General features: G+C 67.1%; 18 protein-coding genes. 7 read left to right on the top strand and 11 right to left on the bottom strand.

Annotation, left to right across the window (positions count from 1 at the left end; all coding sequences use genetic code 11):
* The 4 genes from ACOGW9_RS02740 to ACOGW9_RS02755 all read right to left on the bottom strand — a co-directional run.
* On the bottom strand, positions 1-1,865 hold a 1,865-nt coding region (locus ACOGW9_RS02740; RefSeq protein ID WP_419908135.1), incomplete at its 3' end, for a Calx-beta domain-containing protein.
* Between the two features lie 290 nt (positions 1,866-2,155).
* The gene (locus tag ACOGW9_RS02745; RefSeq protein WP_419853829.1) at positions 2,156-3,481 is read right to left on the bottom strand and encodes an AAA family ATPase; all 1,326 of its coding nucleotides are present in this window, start codon (positions 3,479-3,481) and stop codon (positions 2,156-2,158) included.
* Between the two features lie 185 nt (positions 3,482-3,666).
* Complete coding sequence (locus ACOGW9_RS02750) at positions 3,667-9,222, bottom strand: GLUG motif-containing protein (RefSeq protein WP_419908137.1); 5,556 nt, start codon at positions 9,220-9,222, stop codon at positions 3,667-3,669.
* A gap of 105 nt (positions 9,223-9,327) precedes the next feature.
* Complete coding sequence (locus ACOGW9_RS02755) at positions 9,328-10,632, bottom strand: glutamine synthetase family protein (RefSeq protein WP_419908140.1); 1,305 nt, start codon at positions 10,630-10,632, stop codon at positions 9,328-9,330.
* A gap of 90 nt (positions 10,633-10,722) precedes the next feature.
* Between ACOGW9_RS02755 and ACOGW9_RS02760 the strand changes: the two genes are divergently transcribed.
* The 5 genes from ACOGW9_RS02760 to ACOGW9_RS02780 all read left to right on the top strand — a co-directional run bounded on the left by ACOGW9_RS02760 (position 10,723) and on the right by ACOGW9_RS02780 (position 16,007).
* On the top strand, positions 10,723-12,000 hold the full coding sequence (locus tag ACOGW9_RS02760) for an ABC transporter substrate-binding protein (protein ID WP_419908142.1): 1,278 nt from the start codon (positions 10,723-10,725) through the stop codon (positions 11,998-12,000).
* A gap of 98 nt (positions 12,001-12,098) precedes the next feature.
* Positions 12,099-12,830, top strand: a complete 732-nt coding sequence (locus tag ACOGW9_RS02765; RefSeq protein WP_419908144.1) for an ABC transporter ATP-binding protein — start codon at positions 12,099-12,101, stop codon at positions 12,828-12,830.
* Positions 12,827-13,714, top strand: coding sequence for a branched-chain amino acid ABC transporter permease (locus tag ACOGW9_RS02770; protein ID WP_419908146.1), 888 nt, complete (start codon positions 12,827-12,829; stop codon positions 13,712-13,714). Before ACOGW9_RS02765 ends, ACOGW9_RS02770 begins: the two co-directional genes overlap by 4 nt.
* Positions 13,715-13,723: 9 nt before the next feature.
* The gene (locus ACOGW9_RS02775; protein ID WP_419908148.1) at positions 13,724-15,652 is read left to right on the top strand and encodes an ATP-binding cassette domain-containing protein; all 1,929 of its coding nucleotides are present in this window, start codon (positions 13,724-13,726) and stop codon (positions 15,650-15,652) included.
* The gene (locus tag ACOGW9_RS02780; protein WP_419908150.1) at positions 15,639-16,007 is read left to right on the top strand and encodes an MmcQ/YjbR family DNA-binding protein; all 369 of its coding nucleotides are present in this window, start codon (positions 15,639-15,641) and stop codon (positions 16,005-16,007) included. Before ACOGW9_RS02775 ends, ACOGW9_RS02780 begins: the two co-directional genes overlap by 14 nt.
* 22 nt (positions 16,008-16,029) lie before the next feature.
* On the opposite strand, the gene ACOGW9_RS02785 is transcribed toward ACOGW9_RS02780, so the two are convergent.
* Complete coding sequence (locus ACOGW9_RS02785; RefSeq protein ID WP_419908152.1) at positions 16,030-16,497, bottom strand: PPOX class F420-dependent oxidoreductase; 468 nt, start codon at positions 16,495-16,497, stop codon at positions 16,030-16,032.
* Between the two features lie 165 nt (positions 16,498-16,662).
* Here ACOGW9_RS02785 and ACOGW9_RS02790 point away from each other — a divergent pair, with 165 nt between their 5' ends.
* Positions 16,663-19,104, top strand: coding sequence for a CaiB/BaiF CoA transferase family protein (locus ACOGW9_RS02790; protein ID WP_419908154.1), 2,442 nt, complete (start codon positions 16,663-16,665; stop codon positions 19,102-19,104).
* A gap of 5 nt (positions 19,105-19,109) precedes the next feature.
* Here ACOGW9_RS02790 and ACOGW9_RS02795 read toward each other — a convergent pair whose 3' ends face one another.
* Both ACOGW9_RS02795 and ACOGW9_RS02800 read right to left on the bottom strand, forming a co-directional pair.
* Positions 19,110-20,351, bottom strand: coding sequence for a CapA family protein (locus tag ACOGW9_RS02795; RefSeq protein ID WP_419908156.1), 1,242 nt, complete (start codon positions 20,349-20,351; stop codon positions 19,110-19,112).
* Between the two features lie 157 nt (positions 20,352-20,508).
* On the bottom strand, positions 20,509-21,357 hold the full coding sequence (locus tag ACOGW9_RS02800) for an alpha/beta hydrolase (RefSeq protein WP_419908158.1): 849 nt from the start codon (positions 21,355-21,357) through the stop codon (positions 20,509-20,511).
* A 148-nt stretch (positions 21,358-21,505) separates the two neighbouring features.
* Between ACOGW9_RS02800 and ACOGW9_RS02805 the strand changes: the two genes are divergently transcribed.
* Entirely contained in the window at positions 21,506-22,672 is a 1,167-nt protein-coding gene (locus tag ACOGW9_RS02805) for a serine hydrolase domain-containing protein (RefSeq protein WP_419908160.1), read from the top strand.
* Between the two features lie 44 nt (positions 22,673-22,716).
* Here the strand turns inward: ACOGW9_RS02805 and ACOGW9_RS02810 are convergent, their stop codons facing one another.
* From ACOGW9_RS02810 to ACOGW9_RS02825, 4 genes are all read right to left on the bottom strand, one after another.
* Positions 22,717-23,892 carry a beta-ketoacyl-[acyl-carrier-protein] synthase family protein gene (locus tag ACOGW9_RS02810; RefSeq protein WP_419908162.1) on the bottom strand — a complete coding sequence of 392 codons (1,176 nt, stop codon included), beginning with the start codon at positions 23,890-23,892 and terminating at the stop codon, positions 22,717-22,719.
* Positions 23,893-23,902: 10 nt separating this feature from the next.
* Positions 23,903-24,136, bottom strand: a complete 234-nt coding sequence (acpP, locus tag ACOGW9_RS02815; protein ID WP_419908164.1) for an acyl carrier protein — start codon at positions 24,134-24,136, stop codon at positions 23,903-23,905.
* Between the two features lie 159 nt (positions 24,137-24,295).
* Positions 24,296-25,021, bottom strand: coding sequence for a 3-oxoacyl-ACP reductase FabG (fabG, locus tag ACOGW9_RS02820; protein ID WP_419908166.1), 726 nt, complete (start codon positions 25,019-25,021; stop codon positions 24,296-24,298).
* Between the two features lie 52 nt (positions 25,022-25,073).
* Complete coding sequence (locus tag ACOGW9_RS02825; RefSeq protein WP_419908168.1) at positions 25,074-26,039, bottom strand: beta-ketoacyl-ACP synthase III; 966 nt, start codon at positions 26,037-26,039, stop codon at positions 25,074-25,076.
* Between the last annotated feature and the right edge of the window lie 5 nt (positions 26,040-26,044).

Raw genomic sequence — 26,044 nt, forward strand, 5'->3', positions numbered from 1 at the left:
AGCGTGCCCGACGCGGCGGTGTAGTCCGCCCCTGCCGCTGCCGTGCCGTCGTTGGTCGCGTAGTGCACCGAGACCGGCCCCGACGCCGCGCGGCTCAGCGTCACCGTGAAGTCGAGCGAGGCGTGCTTGCCTTCTTTCGCCCGGGCGTCCTGGGCTCGGATGCGCGCCGGGCCAGGGACCTTCGCTGACGCGTCGCCGAGGGCGACTGTCACGTCTTTCCAGGACTTCGGCTTGACGCGCACCCGCCACAGCACCGGGTCCAGCGACTCCACGCCCGTGACCGTCCCGTTCGTCACCGTGAACGCGTCGGCAGCGGGCTTGGCGCCCGACTGCACGTCCAGCGCGAACGCCGTCCGCCCGTCATGCTCCGCCGGGACCTTGCCGAACGCCGCCGCCACGGTCTGGGTTGCCGCCCGCGGCGTGGTCAGCACCGCCTGCTGCTGCTGCGGATCCGCCGCGACCCTCGCATACGACGTGTTCGACAGCGCCCGCCCGTCCCGCGCGCACACCGCGCCCGACGGCTCGTGGTCGCAGTCCCGCCCGCCCGCGAGCGTCACCGTCACCACGGCGCTAGGCGACGCCGGCCGCACCGTCACCCGCCACAGCCCGGCGCCGATCTGCTCCACGCCCGTCACCCGGCCCTGCGTCACCGCGAACGACGACGCGCGCGGCGACCGGCTGAACTTGCCCACCGTCTCGCTCAGACGCACGTCCAGCGTGAACGCCGACTGCCCGTCATGCGTCGCGGGCACCTTCTCGAACGATGCCGTCAGCGGGTCGCGCTGCTCCTCGTCGCCGGAGCTCGGCCCCTCGCCGCCCCGTTGCTGCGACACCCGCTCCAGGCGCAGCGACACCGACTGGGCGGGGTCAGTGGTCCAGCTCAGCCCCGTGTTTCCCCATTGGTAAGAGCCGTCGATGCCCGTCGCGTCCGCCAGCCGAAACTCGGTGCTGCCGTCCACGGTCAGCTTTGCGACCGCCTTCAAGGCGTCCGAGAGGGGCCGGTCGAACGAGAGGGACAGCGTCCCGCCGCTCAGGACCACGCCGAGGACCCTGTGCGCCGACCCGCCGTCGACGAAGCCGTTGTCCGAGAGCGCATTGTTGCCTTGCGGGAGACACTGCCCGCCGCTCTTGCCGTTTTGGCATCCCACCATGGGGAAGCTCGTCGTGCCGGTCACCTCGCTCAGCGCCACCCGCTCGTACACGAAGTTGTTCTGGCAGCGCTCGTTGGCGCCGAAGGCGCCCGCGCCCCACTCACTGGTGGCGCCGCACGGGATGTACTGGCCGGCGGGGCCCTTCTGCTTGCGCACCACCATGGGGTCGCTGCCGCGCTCGTGGGACACGTCCCTCACCGTCAGCGTCGCCGTCCAGGGCAGCGCGCCCGACACCGCGAGGTGGTCTTGCTTGATGCCGGCATTCAGGTTGTCAAGCATCACGACATTGGTGGACGCTGGAGCGCCGATCTTGTAGGGCGCATTGGTCGTGTCGATGGATGTCAGGGTGAAGAAAATGTCCTCATTTTCCTCCACGATATCGTCCGGGATGACCCGGACCTGGAGGAGCACCTGCGTCGCACCTGCCGGCAGGTCCACATACTCGGTGTGGGTCACGGCTCCGTAGGCCCCGGGAACAGTGTGCCTGCGCAGCCCGGTAACGGTGTAGTCCACGTTGCGGATGGCGGGGCCGCTGGTGGTGAACTTGACCCGGCTCGCGGTGGTCAGCGCCGGAGAGATCGTCACCCCGACGTTGAGCCCGCTCGCGTCGTTTTCCTCGATGACGTAGGTGACTTCGGCGAATTGCACTGACGGCCGGTTGTCGTCCTGCGCCTGGGCTGGCTGGGCGGGCAACGTGAGCGCGGTGCTGACCATGAGCGCGCTGGCCGCTGCGGCCAGGGTCAGTTTGAGGGCGGAACGTCTACCCCCCCCCCCCCGTACATGCGTGCTGGTGGGGTCGGGGTACGTGCCGGATCGCTCATCATTCATCCTTCATCTCTCTTTATACGGTCATTGATGCGGGCGAGACTACAAGCCGCAGACCGTGGACACGAACATGCCGGCTGCGCCGCGGCCGCACACTCCGCACACGTGAGGAATCGCCCTCATGGTGCGGGGAGGATGCAGCGTGCGCCCGTCGCCTTCTCAGAGCCTCGTTTGGGGGTTCAGCGAGATCGGCAGTTGCCGCTGTGCCCGGCTCGAAGAATGCAGTAAGCGTCTTTGGTCTTGAGTCGCCGTCCGCATCGCGGAGCCGCCGTGCGGCGCGCTGCGACGGACACTGCCAGTTCGGCTGAAGCACCGCTTTCGAGGCTGGCTGCTTCTTCGAGTTGCTCGTTGACGAAGTCCAGCGGTGCGAGCGTGCCGAGACGCACGTCGGCTTGCGGCGAGTCTGCGTCGCGGGTGATGACGCCGAGGCGTCTGAGCCGATTCAGCCTTGTGGCAAGGCTGCTCGCTGACGCAGGCACGGCGGCGCCCAAGGTGCTGCGAGGCACCGTGCCGCCATGCTCGGCTGCCACGCGCAGCACATGACGGTCTATCTGATCGAGGCTGTCCCAGATGTCGCTGTACACCTGCGTTCGCAGGTGCCGTTCGGCGGCTGTGACGGCCATCTCGGCGGACGTCATGTCCACGGGACGGTCCGGTGCTCCGGAGATAGTCCAAGCGCGTCGGCCGATGAGCTGCATCCGATATGCGAAGCCGTCCGTCGCGTCGGCCATCCGTTCGAGTGTTGCCGTGTCGCAGGAGCCTCCTGCGTCGGCAATGGTCTGCTTGAAGAACGACAGCACGCTCGGATAGGGGAGTGGGGCGAGATGCTGCGGATGGCATCGTTGGAAGAAGGTCATCTTGGGGTCGCGCAGGATTGTGTCCTGCATGGCAGGCAGGCCGGCGCCGATGAAAGCGATCGGCAGCCCGTCCTCTTTGGTGAGCCGCTGCAGGTCCGATGCCAGCCGTCGCAGTTCGTCTCGATGTCCGGCTTGGAGCTCGTCGACGCACAGCAGCACCGCCGACCCGCGTTCGGCTGCGTGATTCCCGATGATTTCGAGCTTCTTGGTGAGGCTTCGAGTGTTGTGTACGGTCTTGGAAAGCCGCCGCGACAGACCCACCGGGCCGGCATGCAAGGCTGCGGTCGTCTCGCTGGGGGAGCGTTCCTCGACGAGATCGCCTGCGACTGCCGGGTTCGCGAACTCGCGGATTTCGGCGTCGATGCGGTCTTGCAGATTCGCGGTGGTGGCATCGGCCCGCAAGATCACCCAGCCGGCTTCGGCGGCTATGCCCCGGATCTCGCTCAGCAGCACGGTCTTGCCGGAACCGCGGTGCCCGATGATCACCGAAGTGAACCTCGGGTCCCGCGGACCGGCGCCGAGGCCGTCCTGCAGTTCTCTGAGGTCGTCTTCGCGTCCCACGAGGCGATGCGGCGGCAACCCGAAGCCGGGTGTGAACAGGTTCCCTGCACGGTTGGCGTCCATCGGACGTCCGAGCAAGTCCTTCATGACCGCAGTCTAGCTGCAACGCAAAGCGCAGTGCGATTCACAAAGCGCAATGCAAACTCAAAAGCGCGAGTGCGGATACAACAGCGCGACGCGCGCACCGAACGCTCCCAAGTAGCTCATGCGGAACAAATGCGTTCGGATTTGTGTCGTGTGCCGGCGCGGCACCCGGCATCTGCCGCTCCCGGCTACCCGGCGGCCTTGGGGGTGGTGTGCTCGCCCTTGACCCGCACCCACTGGCTGGAGTGCTCGCTGCGTTCCGAGTAGCTGCCGTCGGTGAATGAGCGCACGAAGACCCCCGTCGCCACGCCGTTGTCCAGACCGGTGATGGTGTAGGACGCGACTCCGCCTTCGACCACGATGCCGTCCTCAGCAGCGCCCGACGGTCCCGGCGGGTTGGCCCAGACGCCGGACTGCTGGCTCCAGCGCAGGGCGTGGCGTATCGCGTCGTCCTCGAGCCCCTCGCGGGGCGCGACCGTCCAGGTGACGGTGAGCGTGCCGTCGCCCGGCGTGACCTGCACGTTGTACGGCTCGGTCTGTCCCGGCGTCGGCGGGGCCGCCGGGACGGTCTCCTCCTCCACCGGGGCATCCTCCACCGGGGCATCCTCCACCGGGGCATCCTCCACCGGCGCAGCCTCCACCTTCACCGTGGCGGGCCCGCACGGCGAGCTCTGGTCGTCGGGGTTGAGGCCGCCATACTTCAACACCGGGTACTGGCACGACGTTCCGAAGTCCCAGGGGTCGTCGGCGCTGCCGTCGCCGTCGAGGTCCACGTTCCAGTTGGCGTAGATGCCGGTGTAGTCGGTGGGAGTCTGCAGCTCGGCGGTGGTCTTGCCCTCGCCGCCGGGTCCGGTGGCCTGGGACTCGTCTGAATCCCAGTAGCTGGCGGTGATTGAGCCGCCGCGGTGGCCCACCAGGCCGCCCGCGTCCGTGCCGCCCGCCGTTGCGCCGGCCGCGTAGCTGAAGGTGATTGCTCCCGCGTAGTGGCTGCCCGCCAGCCCGCCGATGTACCGGCCGCTGCCGGTCACGTCCAGGCGGGCGTAGCTGGCAATGACGGCGCCGCTGTTGAACCCCACCAGGCCGCCGGTGTTGTTGGCCTTGCCGGACACGGCGCCGGTGGCGTAGCTGGCTCGGACGGCGCCCGCGTTGTAGCCCACCAGGCCGCCCACGTCCCGGCCGCCCTCGCTGCGCGGCTTGGTTCCGGTTACGCTCGCCGTCGAGTGGCTGCCGGTGACGACGCCGGACGGCAGGGTATGTCCCACCAACCCGCCTACGGCGCTCTCGCCCGACACACTTCCGCTCACGCTGACGCCGCTGATGGTACCGCTGGCCTGGCCGGCCAGACCGCCGACCCGTTCGCCACCGGTCACGTCAACGGATTCCAGCACAACGTTGCGGACGACTGCGGGGATGACAACCGCCTCGAACAGCCCGACGTTCGCATCGCTAGACCTGTCGATGAACAGGTTGCGGATGGTGTGACCGTTGCCCTCGAACACGGCGGTGAAGCCCGTTAGAGCGATAGGAGACCAGCCCGAGCCGCCGTCCCAGTACTCATCGCCGGCGTCGGCCGCGCCGTTGCGGTTGGTGTCAAAGTCCAGGTCGGCGGCCAGCTCATAGCCGATACAGCCCGAGGAAGGGCAGCCCATGCCCGGCGCCGCGTTGGGGAAGGCGATGGCATGGCGGTCAACATCACCGTCGATCACGAGTGAACCGTCGACATCGACGACCCAGTTCTCGATTTTCCCTGCCGAACCGTCGCCATCTTCGTCCCAGCGGATGGCGTTCAGCTGGTCCAGGTTGGACACTTCAATCAGCCCGTCGTCGTCTGCGTCGTAGTCCCTGTCGCGGAATGTCGGCTGCTCGGCAGCGGGATCATCCGACGACTCCGGACGCTGGCCGGCCACGCTGGGGCCGGTGTTCTTCAGTACCGGGTACTGGCTGCCCGTGCCGAAGTCCCAGGGATCATCCCCGTTGCCGTCGCCGTCGAGGTCCCGGTTCCAGTTGGCGTAGATGCCGGTGTAGCCGGTTGGCGCCTGCAACTCGGCGGTGGTCTTGCCCGCGCCCAGGGAGCTGCCGCTCTGACCGGAGGTCTGGGTATCCCAATAGCTGCTGACGGCGTTGCCGCCCCGACCCAGCCCGGTGGTGAGTGAGCCCCAGCTGGACACGACGCTGGTGGAGTAGCTGGCAGTCACGGAGCTCTTCACGGTGCCGTATCCGATGAGGCCGCCCGTGGCCAAGGCCTGACCGGACACACGGCCCGCGGCGTAACTGGCGATGACGGCGCCGTCATCGTTGTACCCGACGAGACCGCCGATATATTTCCCATTCCAGCTCTGCGGCATGAGTCCAACCACGCTGGCCGTGGAGTAGCTTTCGATAATCGAACCGTTGAACAACCGTCCAACCAATCCACCCGCAGCGTGCGGTCCGGTTATGGACCCGGTCACGTAGCTGCGGATGATTCTCCCGCGATTCAATCCGACCATTCCGCCAACGTGCTTCGTGCCCGTGACGTTCACTGATTCCAGTCCGACGTTGCGGATCACTCCCCGGGACGCGCCGAACAAACCCTGATTTTCATACGAGCGGTCGCGCCACCAGCCCCACGCCGTCGCGGTCCGGTTGATGTAGAGATTGCGGATCACGTTGCCGTTGCCTTCGAACACGCCGGTAAACGGGCCGGAACCGAGGCAGTCCGAGCCGTACCTCCAGCAGGCAACGCCCACGGGATGCCAGCCCGCGCCGCCATTCCAATAGGCATCGCCGGCGTCGGCCTCGCCGTTCCCGTTGGTGTCAAAGTCCAGGTCGTTGGCCAGCTCATAGCCGGAGCACCATGACGACGGACAGCCCATGCCGTTCATGGCGTCAGGGAAGGCGACGGCGTATGGATCCAACAAATACGCATAGCCGTTTCCGTCCGGATCCCAGCGCATGGCGTTCAACTGCGCCAGCGTGGACACTTCGATCAGTCCGTCGTCGTCCACGTCGTAGTCGGTGCTGCCATTGGGGAGCTGGGCTCCGGGCTGCCGCACCGGCGCGCCGACGATAACGGCCGCTTCGCCGGTGAAGGTGAACTTGGTTGTCAGCCAGTCGGTTGGGTACTTGACAGGACCCGCGTATTCCTCCGAGGTGTTGCCTCGACCCCTGACCCGGTACTCGGCGCCGTTGACTGCTGCATCAGGGAGCGTAGTGGCCTCCCTGAATGACTTCGAAGTCGGCTTTCTCGCGTGTCCGGGCGAACGCGGCGTAACGTAATTGTCCAAGAATTTCCACGGGCCGTCGTTCTCGCTGACCTCAACCGTATAGCCATCCACGATGCGCCCGGCACAAGTGCCCGGCCCGGAAGTGGCCCAAACCTCACCGCGTTCGTCAATGGATACGGACGGAGCGGCGAGCGTGCGACACTCGCCCGGTTTGGCGCGGATCACCTGAACCGTAATCGTGTCCAGGTCGCCGTTGTAACGCGGGTCGTCGCTGACTCCCACGTACGTAATGGTGAAGGTGCCGATGGCATCGTGAGTCACGACATATCCCAACGCTTCTCCAACTGCCCCCGGCTGGTAGCTGCTGGCGCTGAAATGGGCAGAACGCTGGACGTGGTAGGCCTTCTCAAAGAATGACGGTGGATCCATTTTCAGAGTGATCGTCACGTCAGCCGTGGGAGGATGCTTCAGAGCGATGTAATGAACGGCGGTCATTCCTTGCGTCACGGTCACGGGACGTATCAGTTTGGTAAAGCCGACAATGCTGGAATCGCCGATCATTCGACCTTCGGAGAACCGCAGCACGCCGTCATCCTCGGTGGGGGAGAGGTGGATGCCCGCATTTGTGATCTCTCCCCTCAGCGTGTCGGTCGTGGAGGCCAGGGTGTAGTTGCTTGCCTTGAACGAGCCGTGGTCCTGTAGCGAGTAGGTCACGCTCACGTCGTGCGTTCCCGCAGTCGCGGCATTGAACGACCCGCTCACTTGCAGACCGCCCGCTCGAAAGTCGGCAAGCTCCGATGACAAGACGCCCGTTCCCCGGGCATTGCCGGTGTCGAAGGTCGCGTCCGTGGTTCCGTCCGCCGTCCGGCTATTCACGGTCACGCCGCTGATTGCCGTTATCTCCTTGGCCGTGATGGCGTAGGTCGCGACGGACGGACTGGACGGCAGCGTGTACTTGTCCGCGTAGGCGCCGGCGATCGCCAGCGTCCCCATGTTGATGGCGTAGCTGCCCGTGTCTTCGCCGGTCGCCCGAGCCAGCGCTCCCGTAACCACGCTGGCCGCCGCGTCGCCCGGCGCCAGACCGCCCACCGTGTAGCTCAGGTCGTCCGTGCCCCCGTACTCCCGCGTGGGGTTGGCAGGCGTGATGGTCAGCTCAGTCTTGGGCTTGACCGGCGTCTGTCGCGCCGCCACCCAGCCGCCGGCCAGCCAGTCGTCCTTGCGCTCGTCAGGCACATTGCGGTCGATGTTGCGCCCGCCGCCCACCAGGGCCTCCAACTGCACCTCATACTCCACTCCGTTCTCCAGCCCGGTGATGGTGTAGGTCAGCGGGTGGGATCCCTGGCTCCAGACCCACGCGCCGCCTTCCGCGCCAGTGATGGCGCTATCCAGTGCCGTGTCCCGCTGACCGGTGTTCAGCCAGGTCGTCGTCCCCGCCTTCCGCCAGCGGGCGAAGTAGTTCTGCGCCTTTCCCGACGCCGGATGCTCCCAGGTCAGCGTCAGCTGCCCGTCTCCCGGCGTCAGCTTCACGTTCCGCGGGTCTCCGGTCGGCCCGTACTCCACCTTCACGCTGTACGTCTTCACCGTCTTGCCGTCGGCCGCGGTCACCTTCACGTCGACCCAGGTGTACCCCGGCGGCGTCGCCCAAGGCCCGCTGGCCCACGGCCCGTTGCCCTCGCCCTCCCCTACGGCAGTGGCCGGGTGAGTCTCCGGACGGACCGGCGCCCGCTTCGGGTCCCGCGTCTCACCGCCCAGCCGCCTGCCCGTCACCAGGAACGTCACCGGCGCCGGCGCGTCCGACGCCACCACCGCCGTGATCCGCGGGCCGTTCCCAAATGTGTCTTCCGCGGATGAGTAGGCCGATTCCGGTATCCGCACCTCGTACTGGGTGATCTGCGGGTCGAAGGCCGGAGTCAGCGTGAAGGCCGAACCCTTGGGGGTCACGTACCAGCCGGCGTCTGGGCCGGTATTGTCCGTCATGAATATCTGAAGTCGGCTCAGGGTCGCGTCGCTGGAGGGCGGCGCATCCTGCCGCTGCAATTCGGGCTGGGTGTCCGGCTCCGGTGTCCGCACCACCGGCTCCGGAGTCGGCGTGGTCTCCTCGGGCGCGGTCTCCTCGGGCGTGGACGCCGCCGGCAGCTGGCCGTCGATGCCAATGGTGTAGGTGCGCGTCGTCGAGCCGTCCGCCGCCGTAACCAGCACCGTGATGTTCGCGGGCCGCGGGTCCAGCGACACGATGAACCAGCCACCGGGGATCGACCGCGTGCCGGGGACCGCCGCAGTGGCCTCCGAGTGGTTCACCCGTACCCGCACGAAGGCTGTGGACTGGTTCTGCCCCACGGTGGCGGCGTACTCGGTGCGTGCCGGGTCGAAGGGCTCGGTGAAGGGGGCTCCGGAGATGTACAGGTCGCGCAGGCTGGCGTCAGACGACGCATCCTGTGCTTGGGCGGGCGGGGGCGAGAGCGCGAACAGCGAGAGCGTGACGATCAGGACGGCGAGAGCGCCGACGGCGATGCAGGGGCGGGACCCCCCCCCGAACATAGGTGCAGGTGGGGTCGGGGTACGTGCTGAATCACCCATTATTCGGCCTCTTGTCGTTCATGGATACGGGCGAGATTACAAGCGGCAGATCGTGGAAAGGGACATTCAGTGGTAGGGGAGGTACTCGTTGATCTCCCATTCGCTGATCTCGTCGGAAGGTTCGCCTACGGCGGCTACGTAACGCTCCCACTCGGCGTCTTTGATGGCGAGGAAGTTGTCGACGAGGTCGCTGCTGACGGCATCGGCGAGTGCGGTGTCGGCACGCAGATGGTCCAAGGCGTCGGTCAGGTTGAGCGCCGAGGTGACCTCGGTGTTCCATGCCTCCATGCCGTCGTTGGTCTCCGGCTCTGGGCAGGGCAGTTCGTCGATCACGCCGAGGCGAGCCGCCTGCAGCACTGCGGCGATCGCCGTGTGGACGTTGCAGGTGCCGTCGGCCAAGCGTGACTCGATGCGTGTGCGTTCGCCTCGCTCGGACGGGACGCGGGTGCCCACCACACGGTGGTCGTAGCCCCAGTTCGCCCGCCGGCCGCTGAAGGTGAAGGGCCGCAACCGCCGGTAGGCGTTCACCGTGGGAGCACACAACGGGGTGAGCCCCTGGTGATGGGCGCACAGCCCGGCCAAGCAGCTCTTCGCCAGCTCCGACAGCCCGTCGCCGGTGCCGGGATCGGCAAGGGCGTTGTTGCCGTCGGCGTCGAGCAGCGAGAAGTTCACATGAACCCCGTTGCCCTCCAGCTCGGCGTACGGCTTGCCCAAGAACGTGAGCCGCCGGCCGTGGTCCATGGCCCGCTCACGGGCCAGCACCTTGAACAGGAACGCGTCGTCCGCTGCCCGCAGCGCCTCGGTGTAGCGCAGAGTCAGTTCGAACTGGCCCGAGTCGAACTCGGCGTTCACCGATTCGAGCATGATCTCGCTGGCCGCGGCGAGGTCGGTGATCTCGTCCATTAGCCCGATGGGGTCCACGAAGCGCCCCGTGCCGTACACGTACGACTCGGGCGTGTGCCAGCGCTGCCAACCGTGCTCGTCGGTGTGCTCGAGCACGTAGGCCTCGAACTCGATGCCCACCATGGGGCGGTAGCCGAGGGCCTCCCAGTCGGCGATCGCCTTGCGCAGGGCGTACCTGGCCGAGTAGCGGAACGGCTCGCCCCCTTGGGACAGGTCGCACACGGCCACCTGGGTGCGGTCGTCGTCCCAGCCGGGGCGCAGGTCGCCCGCCTCGAAGGTGGCGTGCATGTCGGGAAAGCCGTCGAGCACGCCCGATCCGGGCGCAGCGATGAACGAGCGGTCGTAGGCCAAGCTGTAGACGGCCGCAGCGTGGCCGGTGCCCCCGTGGGCCAGGGACGCGGGCAGGTACTTGCCCCGGGCGAGACCGAGATGATCGGGCCACAGCATCCGGACGCGTTCATTGGCCATGGTTCGTTCCTTCCCCGGATTCAGCAGAAGCTATACGAGCTCTCATCCGGGCAGGGCTAGCATCGGCGCGAACCATGGGAGGGTTCCACCATGAAACGACGCATCCTGGCCTTGCTGGCTGCCGTTGCTCTGCTCGGCGCAGCATGCAGCGACGACGACACAACCGAGGCCGAGCCGGCGGCCACGGAGGCCCCGGTCGCCACCGAGGCGCCAGCGCCGACCGAAGCCATGGCTGAGATGGCGACGCACGTCGACATTGACGCGGCGTTGGCAGCCGATCTCGACAACTGCGTCGATGCACCTTCTGGCGATCCGATCCGTGTCGGCATGGCCATGGACTTCGGCGAGGTCTCGGGTTTCGCCGATATCCCCGGCAGCCAGGCGGTCACCCACCTCGCGGACTTGATCAACTGCATCGGCGGCGTCGGTGGAAGGCCGGTCGATGTCTCCGTTCAGGACATCCAGGGAGACCCTGAAGTCACGGCCCGAGCCACTCAGGACCTGCTCGAATTCGGCGCCCACTTCCTGATCGGTCCGCCGTTCGCCGATTTCGGCCAGCCCGTGCTGCAGGTCACCGAGGGCAACGTCCCGGTGTTCTTTGCAGCGTCGACAGAGCCGAGCCTTCCCGATGTCGGTGCCAACTCATTCCTGGTGACGTTCGACGACACGCGGCAGGCCACAGCGGCGGCCGAATGGGCCCTCGAGCAAGGACATACCAGGGCGATCACCTTCAGTTCGCCTGGCCCCTACTTCGGCTACAACCCCGAGATCTTCACCGAGGTGTTCGAAGCCGGCGGCGGCGAAGTCATCTCCGATCAGAACTACGTGCCGATCGAAGACGTCGACTTCTCGGCGCAAGTGAACGAACTCGCAGGAATTGCACAGGGCGACGAGGTCCTGTACTCGGCGATGCTCGCATTCCAGGTCACGGCGCTGCGAAGCCAGCTCGAGGCGCAGGGCCTCGCCGAGATCACGTACCTCGGCACAGATGCGTTCGAGGCCACCGGCCTGCTGTTTGCTGCGCCCGAAGAGTCGGAGGGCATGGTGCACACAACCCACGCCTTCGCCGAGCCAGGTGGCCGCATCGACCTGTTGCTGCAGAGCTATGCGGGCCGTCATGGCGAACAGCTCGAATCGGGCACGTTCGCCGGCCTGTATGCCGACTCGATGCTCTTGGGCATCCAAGGCATGCTCGATTCCGGGTCTGACGACCCCGTCGAGATCGGAGCGGCCGTTGCGGCAATCGAGAGCTTTGAAGGGTTCACCGGAGCGATGGGCTATGCCGGAACGAACGGCATTCCCGACAAGCCCGTGTCCATCCACAGGGTGGTCGGCGGAGTCGACACGCTCGTCGCGAACTGGGAGTAGCCAACGGGCAGCGGATCGCCGTGCCCGGCCTCTGTCACAGGGATTCCGTGCCCGCTGACTCCGCCTGCGTGCTGTGCCCTGCTTGCTCGGCATAGGCAATGCTTGACATCGATGGGCTGACAGTCCGCTACGGCTCGATTTCGGCCGTGCGCGACGTCAGCCTCTCGGTGTCGGGCGGTGAGGTCGTCGGGTTGATCGGGCCGAATGGTGCCGGCAAGACCACACTGCTGAATACCGTTGCCGGTTTGCTCCACCCAGCATCGGGGCACGTGCGGCTTGACGGCATCGACATCACGGGGTTTGCGCCGGATCGGCTTCTGCGACTGGGCGTAGCGCTCGTGCCCGAGCACCGCCGTCTCTTTACGGATCTGACGGTTGTGGAGAACCTGCGGGTGGGTGCTGCCACGCTGCGGGGACGGGAACGGCCCGTCATGCTCGACGAGATAGCGGACCTGTTCGATGTGCTGCGCCAGAAGTGGAACACACCAGCGGGTTACCTGTCTGGCGGCGAAGCACAGCAGCTCGCGATCGCACGCGCACTGATGTCGCGTCCGCGCCTGCTGATGATGGACGAACCATCGCTTGGTCTCGCGCCCGTGCTGGTGGATGTCGTGTTCGAGCTGATCGACCAGTTGCGAACTCAGGGCAGGACACTGTTGGTTGTCGAGCAGAATGCTGCCCGCATGCTTGAGGTCTCCGACCGCGCGTACGTGCTGCGCAGCGGTGAAATGGCGGCGTCGGGCAGCGGGGCTGAATTGGCGCGCCGATCCGATCTGTTCGAGACGTTCGTGGGTGGCGTCGCCGGCGGCACCGAGGATGTTGGTCCATGACCGAGCTCGCGCAGAATGTGATCGACGGATTGGGTCGGGGGAGCATTTACGCGCTGCTCGCGCTTGGCATCGCGGTGATCTTCGGGGTGATGCACCTGCTCAATTTTGCTCACGGGGAGTTGATCACCGTGAGCGGCTATGTCGCCTATTGGGTCTTTTCCGCAGGGTTGAGTTGGTACTGGATAGCACCCCTCGTCATTCTCGTGAGCGTCGGCACCGCACTGGCAATCGAGCAGATCGCCTTTCGGTGGGTGCGCGGCGCAGCGGACTTCACGATGCTGCTCACCTCATTCGGCGTTCATTTTGTGGTGCAGGCCTTGTTCTTCATGTACGTGTCGGCCTCGGTACGGAACTTCGATCGGCCGCGCTGGATCACCAACACGTTCGATATCGGTCCCGTCACGATCGAGGTATTCGACGTGGTCGTGATTGCCGTCACGGCGTTGACGTTGGCGGCCACCGCGGCAGTGCTGCAGCGCACGATGTTCGGGTTGTCGCTGCGCGCCGCAGCCGAGGACTTCGATGCGGCGCGCCTCATGGGCGTGAAGTCGGATCGCGTGATCCGCGGAGCATTTGCCTTGTCGGGGGTTCTCGCCGGCATCGCAGCCATTTTCTGGCTGATGCGAGCCGGTCAAACGACTCCATCGGCGGGGATCACACCCATGCTCAAGGGCGTGCTGGCTGCGCTCATCGGCGGACTCGGCAGCCTGCGCGGCGCCGTGTTGGGCGGGCTGGTGCTGGGCCTCGCCGAGGTCCTGTTGCGATCGCGGCTGCCCGACGGCATTGCCGGCCTCACCGACGGTGTCGTATTCGTGCTCATTGCGCTGCTGTTCATCTTCCGGCCGGGCGGGCTCATCACGGTGAGCCGCGCCGAACGGGTGTAGGGCGCGACCGTGAAGCTCCCCGGATCGTTCGCAGACATGCGCCGAGACGTGGCGTTCCCGATGACCGGGGCGGCGTTGCTCGCGGCAGTGCTGATCGTCGGTGGGGCGGCGTACAGCGCGGCTGGAGGAGCTACCGCGGACAAGTTGGTCACCGCCATGCTGATCGACGCCATCATGGTCGTGGGTCTGCAGATCTACATCGGCAATACGGGCGTTTTCTCGTTCGGCCATATCGGCTTCGCTGCGGTCGCGGGTTACGCCTTTGCCGTATTGGCGATTGAGCCGGCCCGGAAGAGCACCGTCATCCGCAACGCCCCATGGGGCCTGAATGAGGTGCACCTGACACCGGTTCAAGCCACTGCAGTGGCAGCGCTGGTGACGCTGGCCGCGGCGGTCGTCGTCGGCTGGGGTCTCGCGCGGTCGGGCGCGAAATCGGGCTCCGTTTCCGCAGCCGTCATCACGCTGGCGCTGCTGTTCGTCACGCACGAGCTCGCACTGAACTGGACCGATCTGACCGGCGGCGACCGGGCAGGGCTCTCGTTCCGCATCGGCAACACACTGGAAGGGCGCACCGCCATCTATGCCGTGCTGGTGGCCGTGATCGTGGTGGCGCGATTGTTCGCTCAAAGCCGGATCGGCCGTCTCGCCCAAGCGGCCCGAGAGGACAACTTGGCCGCGAGGGCAATGGGCGTGAACCCGGTTGCCGGCCAGATGGCCGCTTTGCTGCTGTCGGTGCTGGTGGTTGCGGTCGCGGCGTCGTTGCGTGTGTACGACATCGGGAACATCACACCTAAGTTCTTCTTCTTCGATTACACGCTGCTGACTCTGGTGATGCTGATCGTGGGCGGCCGGAACAGCGTTACCGGTGCGCTCAGCGGCGTCGTGATCATCACGGCAGGCCGAGAGCTGACTCGACGGTTCGCAAGCGACGGCTTCGAGTTTTTTGGCGCGAGCCTCGACGCCCCGGTGGTCGACTGGCTGCTGCGTGAGGGGCTGACCCAGATCTTCTTGGGCGCAGCGATGCTGGGGTTCATGATTCTCCGGGCGAACGGACTGCTGGGGGACTGGGAGCTGGACGCATGGCTTTGGCGCTGGTGGCGGCGCCGCAAGTCCGAAGAGCGGCCTGAGCCTCTCGCCGAAGTCGCGCCGGTGGGGCTGCATGCCGAGGTCGACCACGAGGGCGCGGCCCTGGAGGTGCACGATCTCGCCGTGGACTTCGGCGGTTTCCGTGCGCTTGATGGTGCAGGTCTCACCGTTGCGCCAGACGAGGTCGTGGGCTTGATCGGCCCCAACGGGGCCGGCAAGACGACGTTGGTCAATGTGATCACCGGCATCGTCGCGCCGACAACGGGCTGGTTCAGCGTGGGCGAGCGAGAGCTGACCGGTGCACCCAGCCACGACATCGCGCGTGCAGGACTGGTGCGCACGTTCCAGAATCTGCGGCTGTTCGAGGCGTTGACCGTGCGCCAGAACGTCGAGCTGGCTAGCCGTGTGGCAGCACAGCATCGACCAGGATCTCACCCCGCGGTCGATGCACTCGTTGCGGAAGCTGGTTTGTGGGACGTGCGAGATCGACGGGCCCGTGAGCTTGACTACGGCAGTGCGCGACGGCTGGAGTTGGCCCGCGCCGCCGCCATGGCACCCGCCTTCTTGCTGCTGGACGAGCCCACGAGCGGCATGAGCGATGCCGAATCTGACGAGATGATCCGCACCGTCCGGCATATGGCCGCCGCGGTCGACGCCGGCGTGCTGGTGATCGACCACGATCTCAACTTCATCACCGGCATCAGCGATCGGATCTATGTGCTCGATCAAGGCCAGGTCATCAGTGCCGGCACGCCCGACGAGGTGCAAGCCGATCCTGCGGTGCAGGCCGCCTACCTGGGCGCTGAGACCGGCAACCGGCACGAGGCGCAGGCGGGCGATGGCGACGTTTGACGATGTGCTGCGGCTGGGGACGGCCCTGCCGGAGGTGATCGAGTCGACGTCGTACGGCACGCCTGCGCTCAAGGTCCGCAAGAAGCTGGTGTGTCGGATGTGGGGCGAGCGCGAATACAACCGCGATTCCGTGCACGACACCGAGGTGCTGGTGCTGTTCTGTGAGTTGGAGATGAAGCAGGTGCTGCTCGACAACCACCCGGGCGTGCTGTTCACCGTGCCGCACTACGACGGCTACGGCGCAGTGCTCGTGCGCCTGGCCGACGTGGATCTCGACGATCTCGCCGACTGGCTCGAGGACAGCTACCGCCTCCGTGCCCCCGTCACCCTGGTCCGCCAGCTCGACGCCGATTAGCCCACCAGCGCGCGGATCGCTGCTATTCCGAGACCAGGCGAGCGGGGAAGCCGCCCTTGGAGATCGGCCCCCAGCTCTCGATGTGCAGGCGCAGCAGCACCTTGTCCTGGTGCTTCATGGCCTCGCGGTACTCGTCCCAGTCGGAATGCTCGCCGCTGATGACACGGAAGTACTCGACGAGCCCGTCCATGGCTGCGGGCAGGTCCACCACCTCGCCACGGCACTCGAGCTGCACCCACTCGCCGTTCCATGCATCTGACATCACGAGAACCCAGGCCTGGGCGTTGCGCCGCAGGTTGAGCGACTTGGCCCGGTCGGGGTAGCTGCTCACCAGCACCGCATCGCCGGCCTCGTCGACCCCCATGGTGACCAGCGATGCCTGGGGGCGGCCGTCTCGCCGCAGCGTCAGCAGCACGCCGTGATGCCGCTCCCGCACGAACTCCAGCAGCTCTGCACGCTCCACCATGCGATCGGTCGCAATCGACGCCATCGTCAACTCCCTGCTCGTGCCCGTCGGCTGGGACAGCCGCTCGGGCGGCGCACAGTCTCGCCTCCGGGCGCAGCGCATGCAGCCCCGGGGTTCGCATGGGCGGTCCGGACGCGGAAGAATCCATGTCCGGCATGCGGATGGAGCCGCAGGAAGCGAGCGGATCAGATGTTGCAGCACTACCGGGTACTCGACCTGTGCCAAGGGATCAGCCAGTTCGCGGGCTACATGCTCGCCAGCCTGGGCGCGGAGGTGATCTGCGTCGAACCGCCCGATGGCGTGCAGAGCCGCCACAGCGGTCCCTTTGTCGACGACGAGCCCGACCCTGAGCGTTCGCTGGCTCACTGGGCCTACAACCAGGGCAAACAGAGCGTCACAGCAGACCTGTCGACCGCTGAGGGCCGCGAGCGCCTGCTCGGCCTCGTCGCGGGCGCGGATGCGCTCATCGAGGACGGCCCGGTCGGCCACATGGCGTCGCTGGGTCTCGCCTATGACGATCTGGCGGCCGTCAATCCCGCCATCGTCTGCGCATCGGTGACGCCGTTCGGCTCGACCGGTCCCCGCAGCACGTGGGCAGGCTCGGACCTGACAGCGGTGGCCGGCAGCGGCTTCCTGCACGCCAGCGGCGACAAGGATCGCGCTCCCGTGCGTGTCTCGGGTGTTCCCCAGAGCTTCCTGCAGGCTGCCGGCGATGCCGCCGCCGCAACGCTGATCGCACTGCGCGAGGCACAGCGGAGCGGCCGGGGCCAGCACGTCGACATCTCTGCGATGGAATCCATGACGCACGGCCAGCCGCAGAACCTGTCGCCGCGCGTCAACGCCAACGCCGTCGAACGCCTCGCAGGCGGGCTCAGCCTCGGCGGCATCGACATCCCGATGCTGTTCCCGTGCGCGGACGGCAACACCATCTGCGTCGCCCTGATGGGCGCCGCCTTCGCGCCGTTCACCCAACGGCTCGTGGAATGGGAGGCAGAGGAGGGGTTCGCCGACGAGGAGCTGCAAGCCGTCGACTGGGAGACCGTCGCGGCCGAGGTGCTGGGAGGTCAGCGCTCGCCCGAGATCATCGCCAAGTCGTTCGCGACCCACGCCCGCTTCCTCGCGACCAAGACCAGCGAGGAGCTGTGGGCAGCGGCTTTCGATCGGAACCTGCTGATCACGCCGTCGGCGCTGGTCAGCGACTTGCTGACCAACCCGCACTTCGCGGATCGCGGGTTCTGGCGGGATGTCGAGTTCGACGACGCACGCACCGCCCGCTACTGCGGGCCGCTCGTGCACTTCAGCCACGACGCCCCCGAGCGCCAGCTCGCAGTGCCGCAGCTTGGCGCCGACAACGACACGGTCGACACGGCGCGCCAGCCGTTCGCGGCAACTGCTGTTGCGGCCAGTGGCGGGCCTGTCTCTGACGGCAGCGACCTGCCCCTCGCCGGGCTGAAAGTGGTCGAATTCTCCTGGGTCATCGCCACGCCGTCGGCGGTGCGGATCCTGGCCGACTACGGCGCCACCGTCGTCAAGGTCGAGACCGAGAGCCGGCCCGACACGATGCGCACGGTCAACCCCTTCGTGGACGAGGATCCGCACCCCGACAACGGCGTCGGCTACGGGGTCTACAACGCGGGCAAGCGCAGCCTGAGCTTGGACCTCAGCAAGCCCGAGTCCCGCGCGGTGGTGGAGGACCTGATCCGCTGGGCCGACATCGCCACCGAGTCATGGGCGCCGGGGGCGGCTGCGCGCATGGGCTACGGCTACGAGGACTTCTCGGCTATCAACCCCCGGCTCATCATGCTGTCGAGCTCGTTGCTGGGCCAGAGCGGTCCGTACTCCAGCCTCGCGGGATACGGCTTCATGGCGGCTGCGATCGCCGGCTTCTACGAGATCACCGGATGGCCCGACCGCGGCCCCGCTGGTCCGTACGGCCCCTACACCGACTTCCTGGCGCCGCGGGTGATCGTGTCGTCGCTGATGGCTGCGCTGGAGCGGCGGGATCGCACCGGCACCGGCTGCTACATCGACATCTCCCAGACCGAGGCGGCGCTGCACTACCTGGCGCCGGCCATCCTGGATGCCTCGATCAACGGCCGTGACCCGCAGCGGTGCGGCAACGAAGATCCCCACATGAGCCCGCATGGCGTGTACCCGACCGCGGGCGAGGATCAGTGGATGGCGATCGCCTGCACCGACGACCGGTGGGCGGCGCTGGCTGCGACGATCGGCCTTGCTGGCGATGGCGCAGCCGGTTGGGATCAGGCTGCCCGGCGGGAACGTGCAGCCGAGATCGATGAGGCGATCGCAGCATGGACCTCAGAGCGCAGCAACGCCGACGCGGCCGAGGCACTGCAGGCCGTCGGCATCGACGCCTACCCGGTCAACAACGCCCAGGGCTGCTGCGATGACCCGCAGTTCGCTGCCCGCGAGCACCACATCAACGTGCCCCAGAGCCATCGCGGCACGATGTGGACGCAGAACTGCCGGACGCGCATGTCCCGCACTCCGCCGGTGGTGTGGCGAGGCGGGCCGTGCCTCGGTGAGGACAACTACGAAGTGCTCACCGAGTTCCTGGGCTACGACGCCGACCGGATCGCCGATCTCGCAGCGGCCGAAGTGCTCGCCTGATCGGCTCAGCCGCCGTTCGCTTCAGGCTCAGACTCGGACTCTTCGTCTGAGTCGGCGTCTGACTCAGCCTCGGTCTCGTCCTCGGGGTCTGTCTCAGCATCGCTCTCGCCGTCTGTCTCGCCGTCTGCTTCGCCCTCCGATTCATCCTCCGACTCGGCCTCGTCCTCGGCGTCAGTCTCGGGCTCTGCGGCAGCGGTGGTCGGTGGCGGCTGATGTCGCGCACAGTTGCCCGAGACGATGTCGACGATCCGGTTCACCCGGGAGCCGTCGCCGGCAGGCATGGGCGCGCCGTTGATGTCGAGCTGGTGCGGGTACAGCGACCAGCCCACGATCTCGGCACCGTCGAAGTCGATCTGCAGCACACCGGTGTCGCCGGTGATGCCCGACCGGTAGTGCCACACGAAGTTGCCCAGCGAATAGGCCACGAGCTTGCCTTCGTCGAGCACGACGGGCTGCAGCACGTGCGGGTGATGGCCGATGACTGCATCGGCGCCGTGTTGCAGCAGCTGGAATGCGAAGTCGCGCTGGCGGCCGTCGGGGCAGGTCATCCGCTCGACGCCCCAGTGCACGACAGCGATCACCACCTCGGCTTCGCTCGCTGCCGTCCTCACGCCGGCCAGCACCCGGTCCCGCTGGTACGCCGAGGCGACGCCCGGGCGGGTCCCGGTGGCCGGAAACCCGAGCGGCACCACCATCGAGGCGCCCACGAATGCCACACGCACGCCGGGACGCACTTCGACGATGCGGTGCCGGTAGGCGTCGGCGCTGGTCGCACCCGCCCCGAGGGCGATCACTCCCTTGGCCTCCAGCAGATCGACGGTGTCCAGCAGGGCCTCGGGCCCGTAGTCGGCGGCGTGGTTGTTGGCGAGATTGGCGACATCGATCCCAGCCGCCGCGATACGAGACGCGGCAGACGGCGGTGCCCGGAAGGTGAACTCCTTGTCTTCGCGGGGCTCGCCACGGTCGCTGATGACCATCTCCACATTCACCAGCGCGATGTCGCCCGACGCCAGAGGCGGGTCGATGCCGGCGAACGGGTCTATGCCTGCGGCCTCGCTGCGGTCCATCAGCACGTCGCCGCCCGCCAACAGCGTCCACCTCAGATCCGGCGGTGCCGTTGTCGGAGGCACGGCAGTCGTTGCTGTCGCAGCGGTGGTCGCTGCCGCGGTCGAATCGACCAGCGCCGTCGGCGGCGTGACCTCGCGCTCCGCTCGACCGGATGGGGCTTCGGTCGTTGCCGGCTGCATGACCGCTGGCGCGTCCGTCGAAGTGGGAGGGGGAGGCGCGACCCGCACAGTGCTGGTGCTGCATGCAACCGCCAGCACGGCGGTGCTCGCTGCAACTGCTCGGAGGATCCTCACGTGGGGTGGCCGGCGCTGCCGGCGGCGGCCGTGCAGTTGCGGCTCACCCGGCGCTGAACACCCACCTCAGTCCGTGCGAAATCAAGGCGTAGGGCACAGTGAAGTGAGTCTCCTCTTCCCAGATCATCGTCTTCAGTCGCAGATTGGGATAGTTCCGGCCTGCGAGCAGTTCGCCTAGGCGGGCGGTGTGCTCTGCGGTGCGAGCCTGCTCGAAGATCGCTGTGGCGTTCGGGTCGAACGCCGGGCTCAAGACATCCTCGGCGCCGCCGGCGGCGAGGTACACGACGGCGTCCAGATCGTCGTTGGCCTCCGCATAGGCAGACTCATAGTCGAACACCAGCGGATGATCCCAGCAGATCCACGGGCTGCCGATGACGTACCGGTTGAAGAACCCGGTGTGGTTGAACAGCGTGTAGCACCCGAACAGCCCGCCCATCGAGTCACCGACATAGGTGCGGTCGTCGGACACATTGAAGTTCTCCTGCAGCCAGGGCCACAGCTCTTCGCTCATGAAGCGTGCGAACAGCGGCGCTCCGCCGCCCACAACGTCCATTTCCACCAGCGGCGACGCATTGAGTTGCTCGAGCTGCCACTCGTCCGACGTCGGGGAGAAGTCGTACATACGGCGCCCGGTCACGAACACGATGTCAGCACCGACCGGATAGCCGATGGCCACCGTCAAGATGGGCGGGATTTCGCCGCCCATCAGCAGCATCGTCGACACGTCGCATGCAAATCCGGCGTTGAAATTGGCATCGGTTTGATACACGACCGCCAGCGGCTCGGGCCAGTCGATCGGCGGACCCTGCGTGGTGATCTCGAAGTCGAAGTCCATCAGATCGGAATGGACGATGTGTCTTTGCGTGAGCGCCAATTGCTGCGTTTCGGTCATGGGGTGCCCCCTGCTTGTTGGTTGCGTATGACGGAGTCTCGCGCAGCCCGCGACCGGCGTCGTTCGTGCGCCCGCTCCGAACTAGCGTCGCGCTCGCAGGGCCCGCTGGGTCCCTGCGCACCGCTGCTCAATCTGACAGGAGCCAGTCATGTCGCTCGCAGACACAGTTCAAGGGATTCTCGATCGTGGCGTCGCCGATGGCGACGTCGTGGGAGCGGTCGCCAAAGTCATCGGCGCCGACGGCGAGATCTGCTCGGCTGCGGCCGGCACCCGCGGCGCAGACAGCGACGTGGCGATGTCGAATGACACCGTCTGCTGGATTGCCTCGATGACCAAGGCCGTCACCGGAACGGCGGCGATGCAGCTCGTCGAACAGGGCAGACTCTCGCTCGACGGACCGGCTGCAGAGGTTGTGCCACTGCTCGGCGAGCTCGATGTGCTGACCGGCTTCGACGACGACGGCAACCCGGTCACCCGCGCCCGCAACGGCGACATCACCCTGCGCCACCTGCTGACCCACACCGCGGGCATGGGCTACGACATCTGGAGCCCCGAACTCGGCCAGTACGAAGAGGTCACACAGACGCCTGGCGTCATCGAGTGCCAGAAGCAGACGCTGACCATCCCGCTGCTGTTCGACCCTGGCGACCGCTGGTTCTACGGCACCGGCATCGACCATGCAGGTCAGATGGTGGAGGCTGCGTCGGGGCAGTCGCTGGGCGAGTACATGGCTGAGCACATCTTCGGGCCGCTGGGCATGACCGACACCGGCTTCAAGATCAGCGACGGCATGCGCTCGCGCATCTCAGCGATGCACACCCGCGATGAGGACGGCTCGCTGTTCGAGATGCCCTTCGAGATCCCCCAGGAGCCGGAGTTCGAGATGGGCGGCGGCGGGCTGTACTCCACCGTCGACGACTATTGCCGCTTCCTGGCCATGATGCTGAACGGCGGCAGCCTCAACGGTAGCCAGATCGTGTCGCCCGACACCCACGCGCAGATGATCACCAACGCGATGGGCGACCTGCGCGTCACCATGCTTCCCACTGCCGCACCGCCGTTCTCGTTCGATGCCGAGTTCTTCCCCGGTGTCGAGAAGTCATGGGGCCTGACATTCCAGATCAACGAGGAACCGGCCCCGACCGGTCGGCCCGCCGGGGGCCTCATGTGGGCCGGGCTGGCCAACTCGTACTTCTGGATCGACCTGCAGAACCAGGTGGCAGGCTGCTACATCAGCCAGCAGGTGCCCTTCGCAGATCCCCGCTCGTACTCGCTGTACGAAGCCATCGAGACCGCGACGTACGACAGCATCTAGGCGCGCGTCCGCCGCGACGGCGGCAGGATGCTCTGTTCCAACGCCTAGGCGGGGCCGATCACGATGCAGCCGTTGTGGCCGCCGAAGCCGAACGAGTTGCTGAGCGACGGCCCCGGCTCCCAGTCGGCAGCCTCTCCGGTCACCAGCCGGAATTCGGCGAGTTCAGGATCGGGCGTCGTCCAGCCGGCAGTGGCCGGGATCTTGCGGTGGCGCATCGACAGCAGCACCGCGATGGCCTCCAAGGCGCCTGCGGCACCCAGTGCGTGACCGGTGACGCCCTTGGTGGAGGTCACCAGCGGCCCGTTGGGGCCGAACAGCTTGTTGAGCGCCTCGGCCTCGGCGGCGTCATTGAGCGCGGTAGAGGTGCCATGGGCATTCACGTGCACGATGTCGCCCGGCTCCAAGCCGGCGTCGTCGATGGCGAGCTGCATGCACCGAAGCGCACCCGCGCCCCCGGGGGCGGGCGCAGTGATGTGGTGCGCGTCGGCATTGGAGGCAGTGCCCAGGATCTCGCCCCAGATGGTGGCCCCCCGTGCGACGGCCGAATCCCATTCCTCGAGCACCAAGGTGGCGGCGCCTTCGGTCATCATGAACCCGTCGCGGTTCTTGTCGAAGGGCATCGAGATGCCGCTGTTGGACAGGGCGGTCATGTTCACGAAGCCTGCGGTGCCGACCGGCGTCATGACCGACTCGCAGCCCCCCGCCACCACGACGTCGACTACGCCCAGCCGGATGAGGCGCGCCGCGTAGCCCAGAGCGTGTGTTCCCGCGGCGCAGGCCGTGGTGAGCACTTCGCAGGGGCCGGCCAGCCCGTACCGCATCGAGATGGCTGCCCCGGGCGCATTGGGCATCATCATCGGCACCATGAAGGGGGAGACACGGCGTGCGCCCTTGCGATCGAGGACCAGCACCTGGTCTTCGAAGGTCTGCAGCCCGCCGACTCCCGTGCCGTAGATCACCCCACAGCGGTCGGGATCTGACGCCAGCTCGCCGGCGCCGGCCATGGCCTGCGCGGCCGATGCCATGCCGAGCTGGACCGACCGGTCAGCCCGTCGCGCTTCCTTGGGGTTGTCGTAGAAGGGGGCAGGATCGAAGTCGACGACGCGGCGCTCGCCTTCTGGCGGGTCGGAGTTCAGTCCCTGCCAGAAGTCGTCCACGCTGGACCCGGCGCACGAGACGACGCCCAGGCCGACGACCGCGACCCGCCGGCCATCGCTCATTGTTTGGCGCTCACAGCTTCGATTCGACCAGCTCGATTGCGTGCGCGACGGTCGTGACGTCCTCGAGTTCTTCCTCGTCCACGCTGATGTCGAACTCCTCTTCCAGAGCCATCACCAGCTCGACGAGATCCAAGCTGTCGGCGTCGAGATCGTCAGCGAAGCTGGCCTCGGGCGTGACTTGTGTGGGATCCACGGCCAGCACCTCGACGGCGCAGTCCCGGAATCGATCCAACGTGTCGCTCATGCTGTTCCCCTCATGTGTGGGCGTCACCTGCACGATTTCCCGGTGACCGTGCGCGTGCGAAGTGTACGACCCTACTGGGCAGGTTCTGGTCGCATTTCGCCGGTGTGCGGTCGTCGATGGGCGCCGGCCGGTGTCAGGTTCGATCCTGGCGCGGCGGGCTCAGTGGCCCATGCCCAAGCCGCCGTCAACCGGTATCACCGCGCCGGTGATGAACGCGGCCTCCTCAGAGGCCAGAAACGTCACAGCGGCGGCGATCTCCGCGGGATCGGCCACCCGGCCCAGCGGCACGGCATCGGTGATGGCCGCTTGCTGCGAGTCGTTGAGGGCCCCGAACATCTCGGTGGCGACCGGCCCGGGGGCAACCACATTGGATGTAATGCTGCGCGAACCCAGTTCGCGCGCCAGCGAGCGGGCCATGCCCACCAGTCCCGCCTTGGACGCGGCGTAGTTCACCTGACCGGCCGAGCCCAGCAGCCCGACCACCGACGACACGAAGATCAGCCGTCCCCAGCGGGCTCGCAGCATCGGCCTGGCTGCTCGCTTGGCCATCCTGTAGGCACCGTTGAGATTCGTGTCCACGACTGCTTCGAAGTCCTCGTCCGCCATCCGCAGCACGAGTTGATCGCGCGTGATGCCGGCGTTGGCAACGAGCACCTCCACCGGGCCCAGCTCTGCCTCGATGGTCTGGTACGCGGCATCCACGGCGTCGCTGTCGGCCTGGTCACAGCCGATCCACAGCAGCCGGTCGTCGTCGGGCGCCCCGCTGCGGCTCGTGACTGCAACCCGGTGGCCCTCGTCGGCGAACCGTTGCGCCGCGGCGAGACCGATGCCACGGCTGCCGCCGGTGACCAGCACCGTGCGCGGCTCGGCATTGCGCGAGTTCATCGACTCGTGGGTGGGGGAGTCATGTCGGCGGTACGCAGTCGTCGGCGCAGGGTCACACAGCCAGTGCCGGGGCGCCGGACCAGCGCAGCAGCGCCGAGGCCGAGGTCATTCCGGCGCCGAACCCGACCAGCAGCACATGGTTGCCTTCGTTGATCCGGCCGCTGCGCACGGCATCGTCGAGTGCGAGGGGAATCGAGGCGGACGACGTGTTGCCGGTGCGCTCGATGACCATCGCGGCCTTGTCGTAGGGGATGCCGAGACGCTTGCAGGCCGTCTCGACAATGCGGACATTGGCCTGGTGGGGGACGACGACGTCGATGTCGTCGGCGGTCAAGCCGGCCTGCTTCATCGATTGGCGGGCCGACTCCTCCATGACCAGCACAGCCTTCTTGAACACTGCTTGGCCGGCCATCTGGATGTACCCGTCGTGCTCGCAGTAGAGGTGCTCTTCCATCGAGCCGTCGCTGGAGACGTGCCAGCCCAACAGGTCGGATCCCTGCTCGCTGCGCTCGAGCACCGCGGCGCCCGAACCGTCGGCGAACAGGATGCATGTGGCCCGGTCGGTCCAATCGGTGATGCGCGACAGCACCTCGGCGCCGATGACCAGCACCCGCTCGTGGCCCATGGCGATCATGCCGTGACCGGCCACCAGCGAATACACGAAGCCTGAGCAGGCCGCGTTCACGTCCATGGCCCCGCAGTCGAGGCCCAGGGCCTCCTGCACCCGTGAGGACGAGGCGGGAACGCAGCGATCCGGCGTGGTGGTGGCCAGGATCAGCATGTCGATGCTGGACGGATCGACACCGGCGGCCTCCATCGCGGCGGCGCCGGCAGATGCTGCCAGGCCGGCCGTTGTGCCGCCGATGTTGCGCTGGCGAATGCCGGTGCGTTCGAGGATCCACTGGTCGGAGGTATCGACCATCTCTGCGAGGTCGTCATTGGTGAGGACACGCTCGCCGAGCGCCGTCCCGATGCCGACAATGCGCGCGCTGGATGCATTGCCCACGGTGAGCGTCATCTGTG

Origin of the sequence: Candidatus Poriferisodalis sp., assembly GCF_965203655.1 — a bacterium.
In the GTDB taxonomy this organism is placed as follows: domain Bacteria; phylum Actinomycetota; class Acidimicrobiia; order Acidimicrobiales; family Poriferisodalaceae; genus Poriferisodalis.

Coding starts and splice junctions, on each gene's coding strand:
- ACOGW9_RS02785 (WP_419908152.1), bottom strand. CDS start 16,497: ATGGCGTCGATTGCGACCGATCGCATGGTGGAGCGTGCAGAGCTGCTG.
- fabG (WP_419908166.1), bottom strand. CDS start 25,021: ATGAACTCGCGCAATGCCGAGCCGCGCACGGTGCTGGTCACCGGCGGC.
- ACOGW9_RS02760 (WP_419908142.1), top strand. CDS start 10,723: ATGAAACGACGCATCCTGGCCTTGCTGGCTGCCGTTGCTCTGCTCGGC.
- ACOGW9_RS02750 (WP_419908137.1), bottom strand. CDS start 9,222: ATGTTCGGGGGGGGGTCCCGCCCCTGCATCGCCGTCGGCGCTCTCGCC.
- ACOGW9_RS02825 (WP_419908168.1), bottom strand. CDS start 26,039: ATGACGCTCACCGTGGGCAATGCATCCAGCGCGCGCATTGTCGGCATC.
- ACOGW9_RS02745 (WP_419853829.1), bottom strand. CDS start 3,481: ATGAAGGACTTGCTCGGACGTCCGATGGACGCCAACCGTGCAGGGAAC.
- ACOGW9_RS02795 (WP_419908156.1), bottom strand. CDS start 20,351: ATGCAGCCGGCAACGACCGAAGCCCCATCCGGTCGAGCGGAGCGCGAG.
- ACOGW9_RS02800 (WP_419908158.1), bottom strand. CDS start 21,357: ATGACCGAAACGCAGCAATTGGCGCTCACGCAAAGACACATCGTCCAT.
- ACOGW9_RS02765 (WP_419908144.1), top strand. CDS start 12,099: ATGCTTGACATCGATGGGCTGACAGTCCGCTACGGCTCGATTTCGGCC.
- ACOGW9_RS02770 (WP_419908146.1), top strand. CDS start 12,827: ATGACCGAGCTCGCGCAGAATGTGATCGACGGATTGGGTCGGGGGAGC.
- acpP (WP_419908164.1), bottom strand. CDS start 24,136: ATGAGCGACACGTTGGATCGATTCCGGGACTGCGCCGTCGAGGTGCTG.
- ACOGW9_RS02780 (WP_419908150.1), top strand. CDS start 15,639: ATGGCGACGTTTGACGATGTGCTGCGGCTGGGGACGGCCCTGCCGGAG.
- ACOGW9_RS02805 (WP_419908160.1), top strand. CDS start 21,506: ATGTCGCTCGCAGACACAGTTCAAGGGATTCTCGATCGTGGCGTCGCC.
- ACOGW9_RS02790 (WP_419908154.1), top strand. CDS start 16,663: ATGTTGCAGCACTACCGGGTACTCGACCTGTGCCAAGGGATCAGCCAG.
- ACOGW9_RS02755 (WP_419908140.1), bottom strand. CDS start 10,632: ATGGCCAATGAACGCGTCCGGATGCTGTGGCCCGATCATCTCGGTCTC.
- ACOGW9_RS02810 (WP_419908162.1), bottom strand. CDS start 23,892: ATGAGCGATGGCCGGCGGGTCGCGGTCGTCGGCCTGGGCGTCGTCTCG.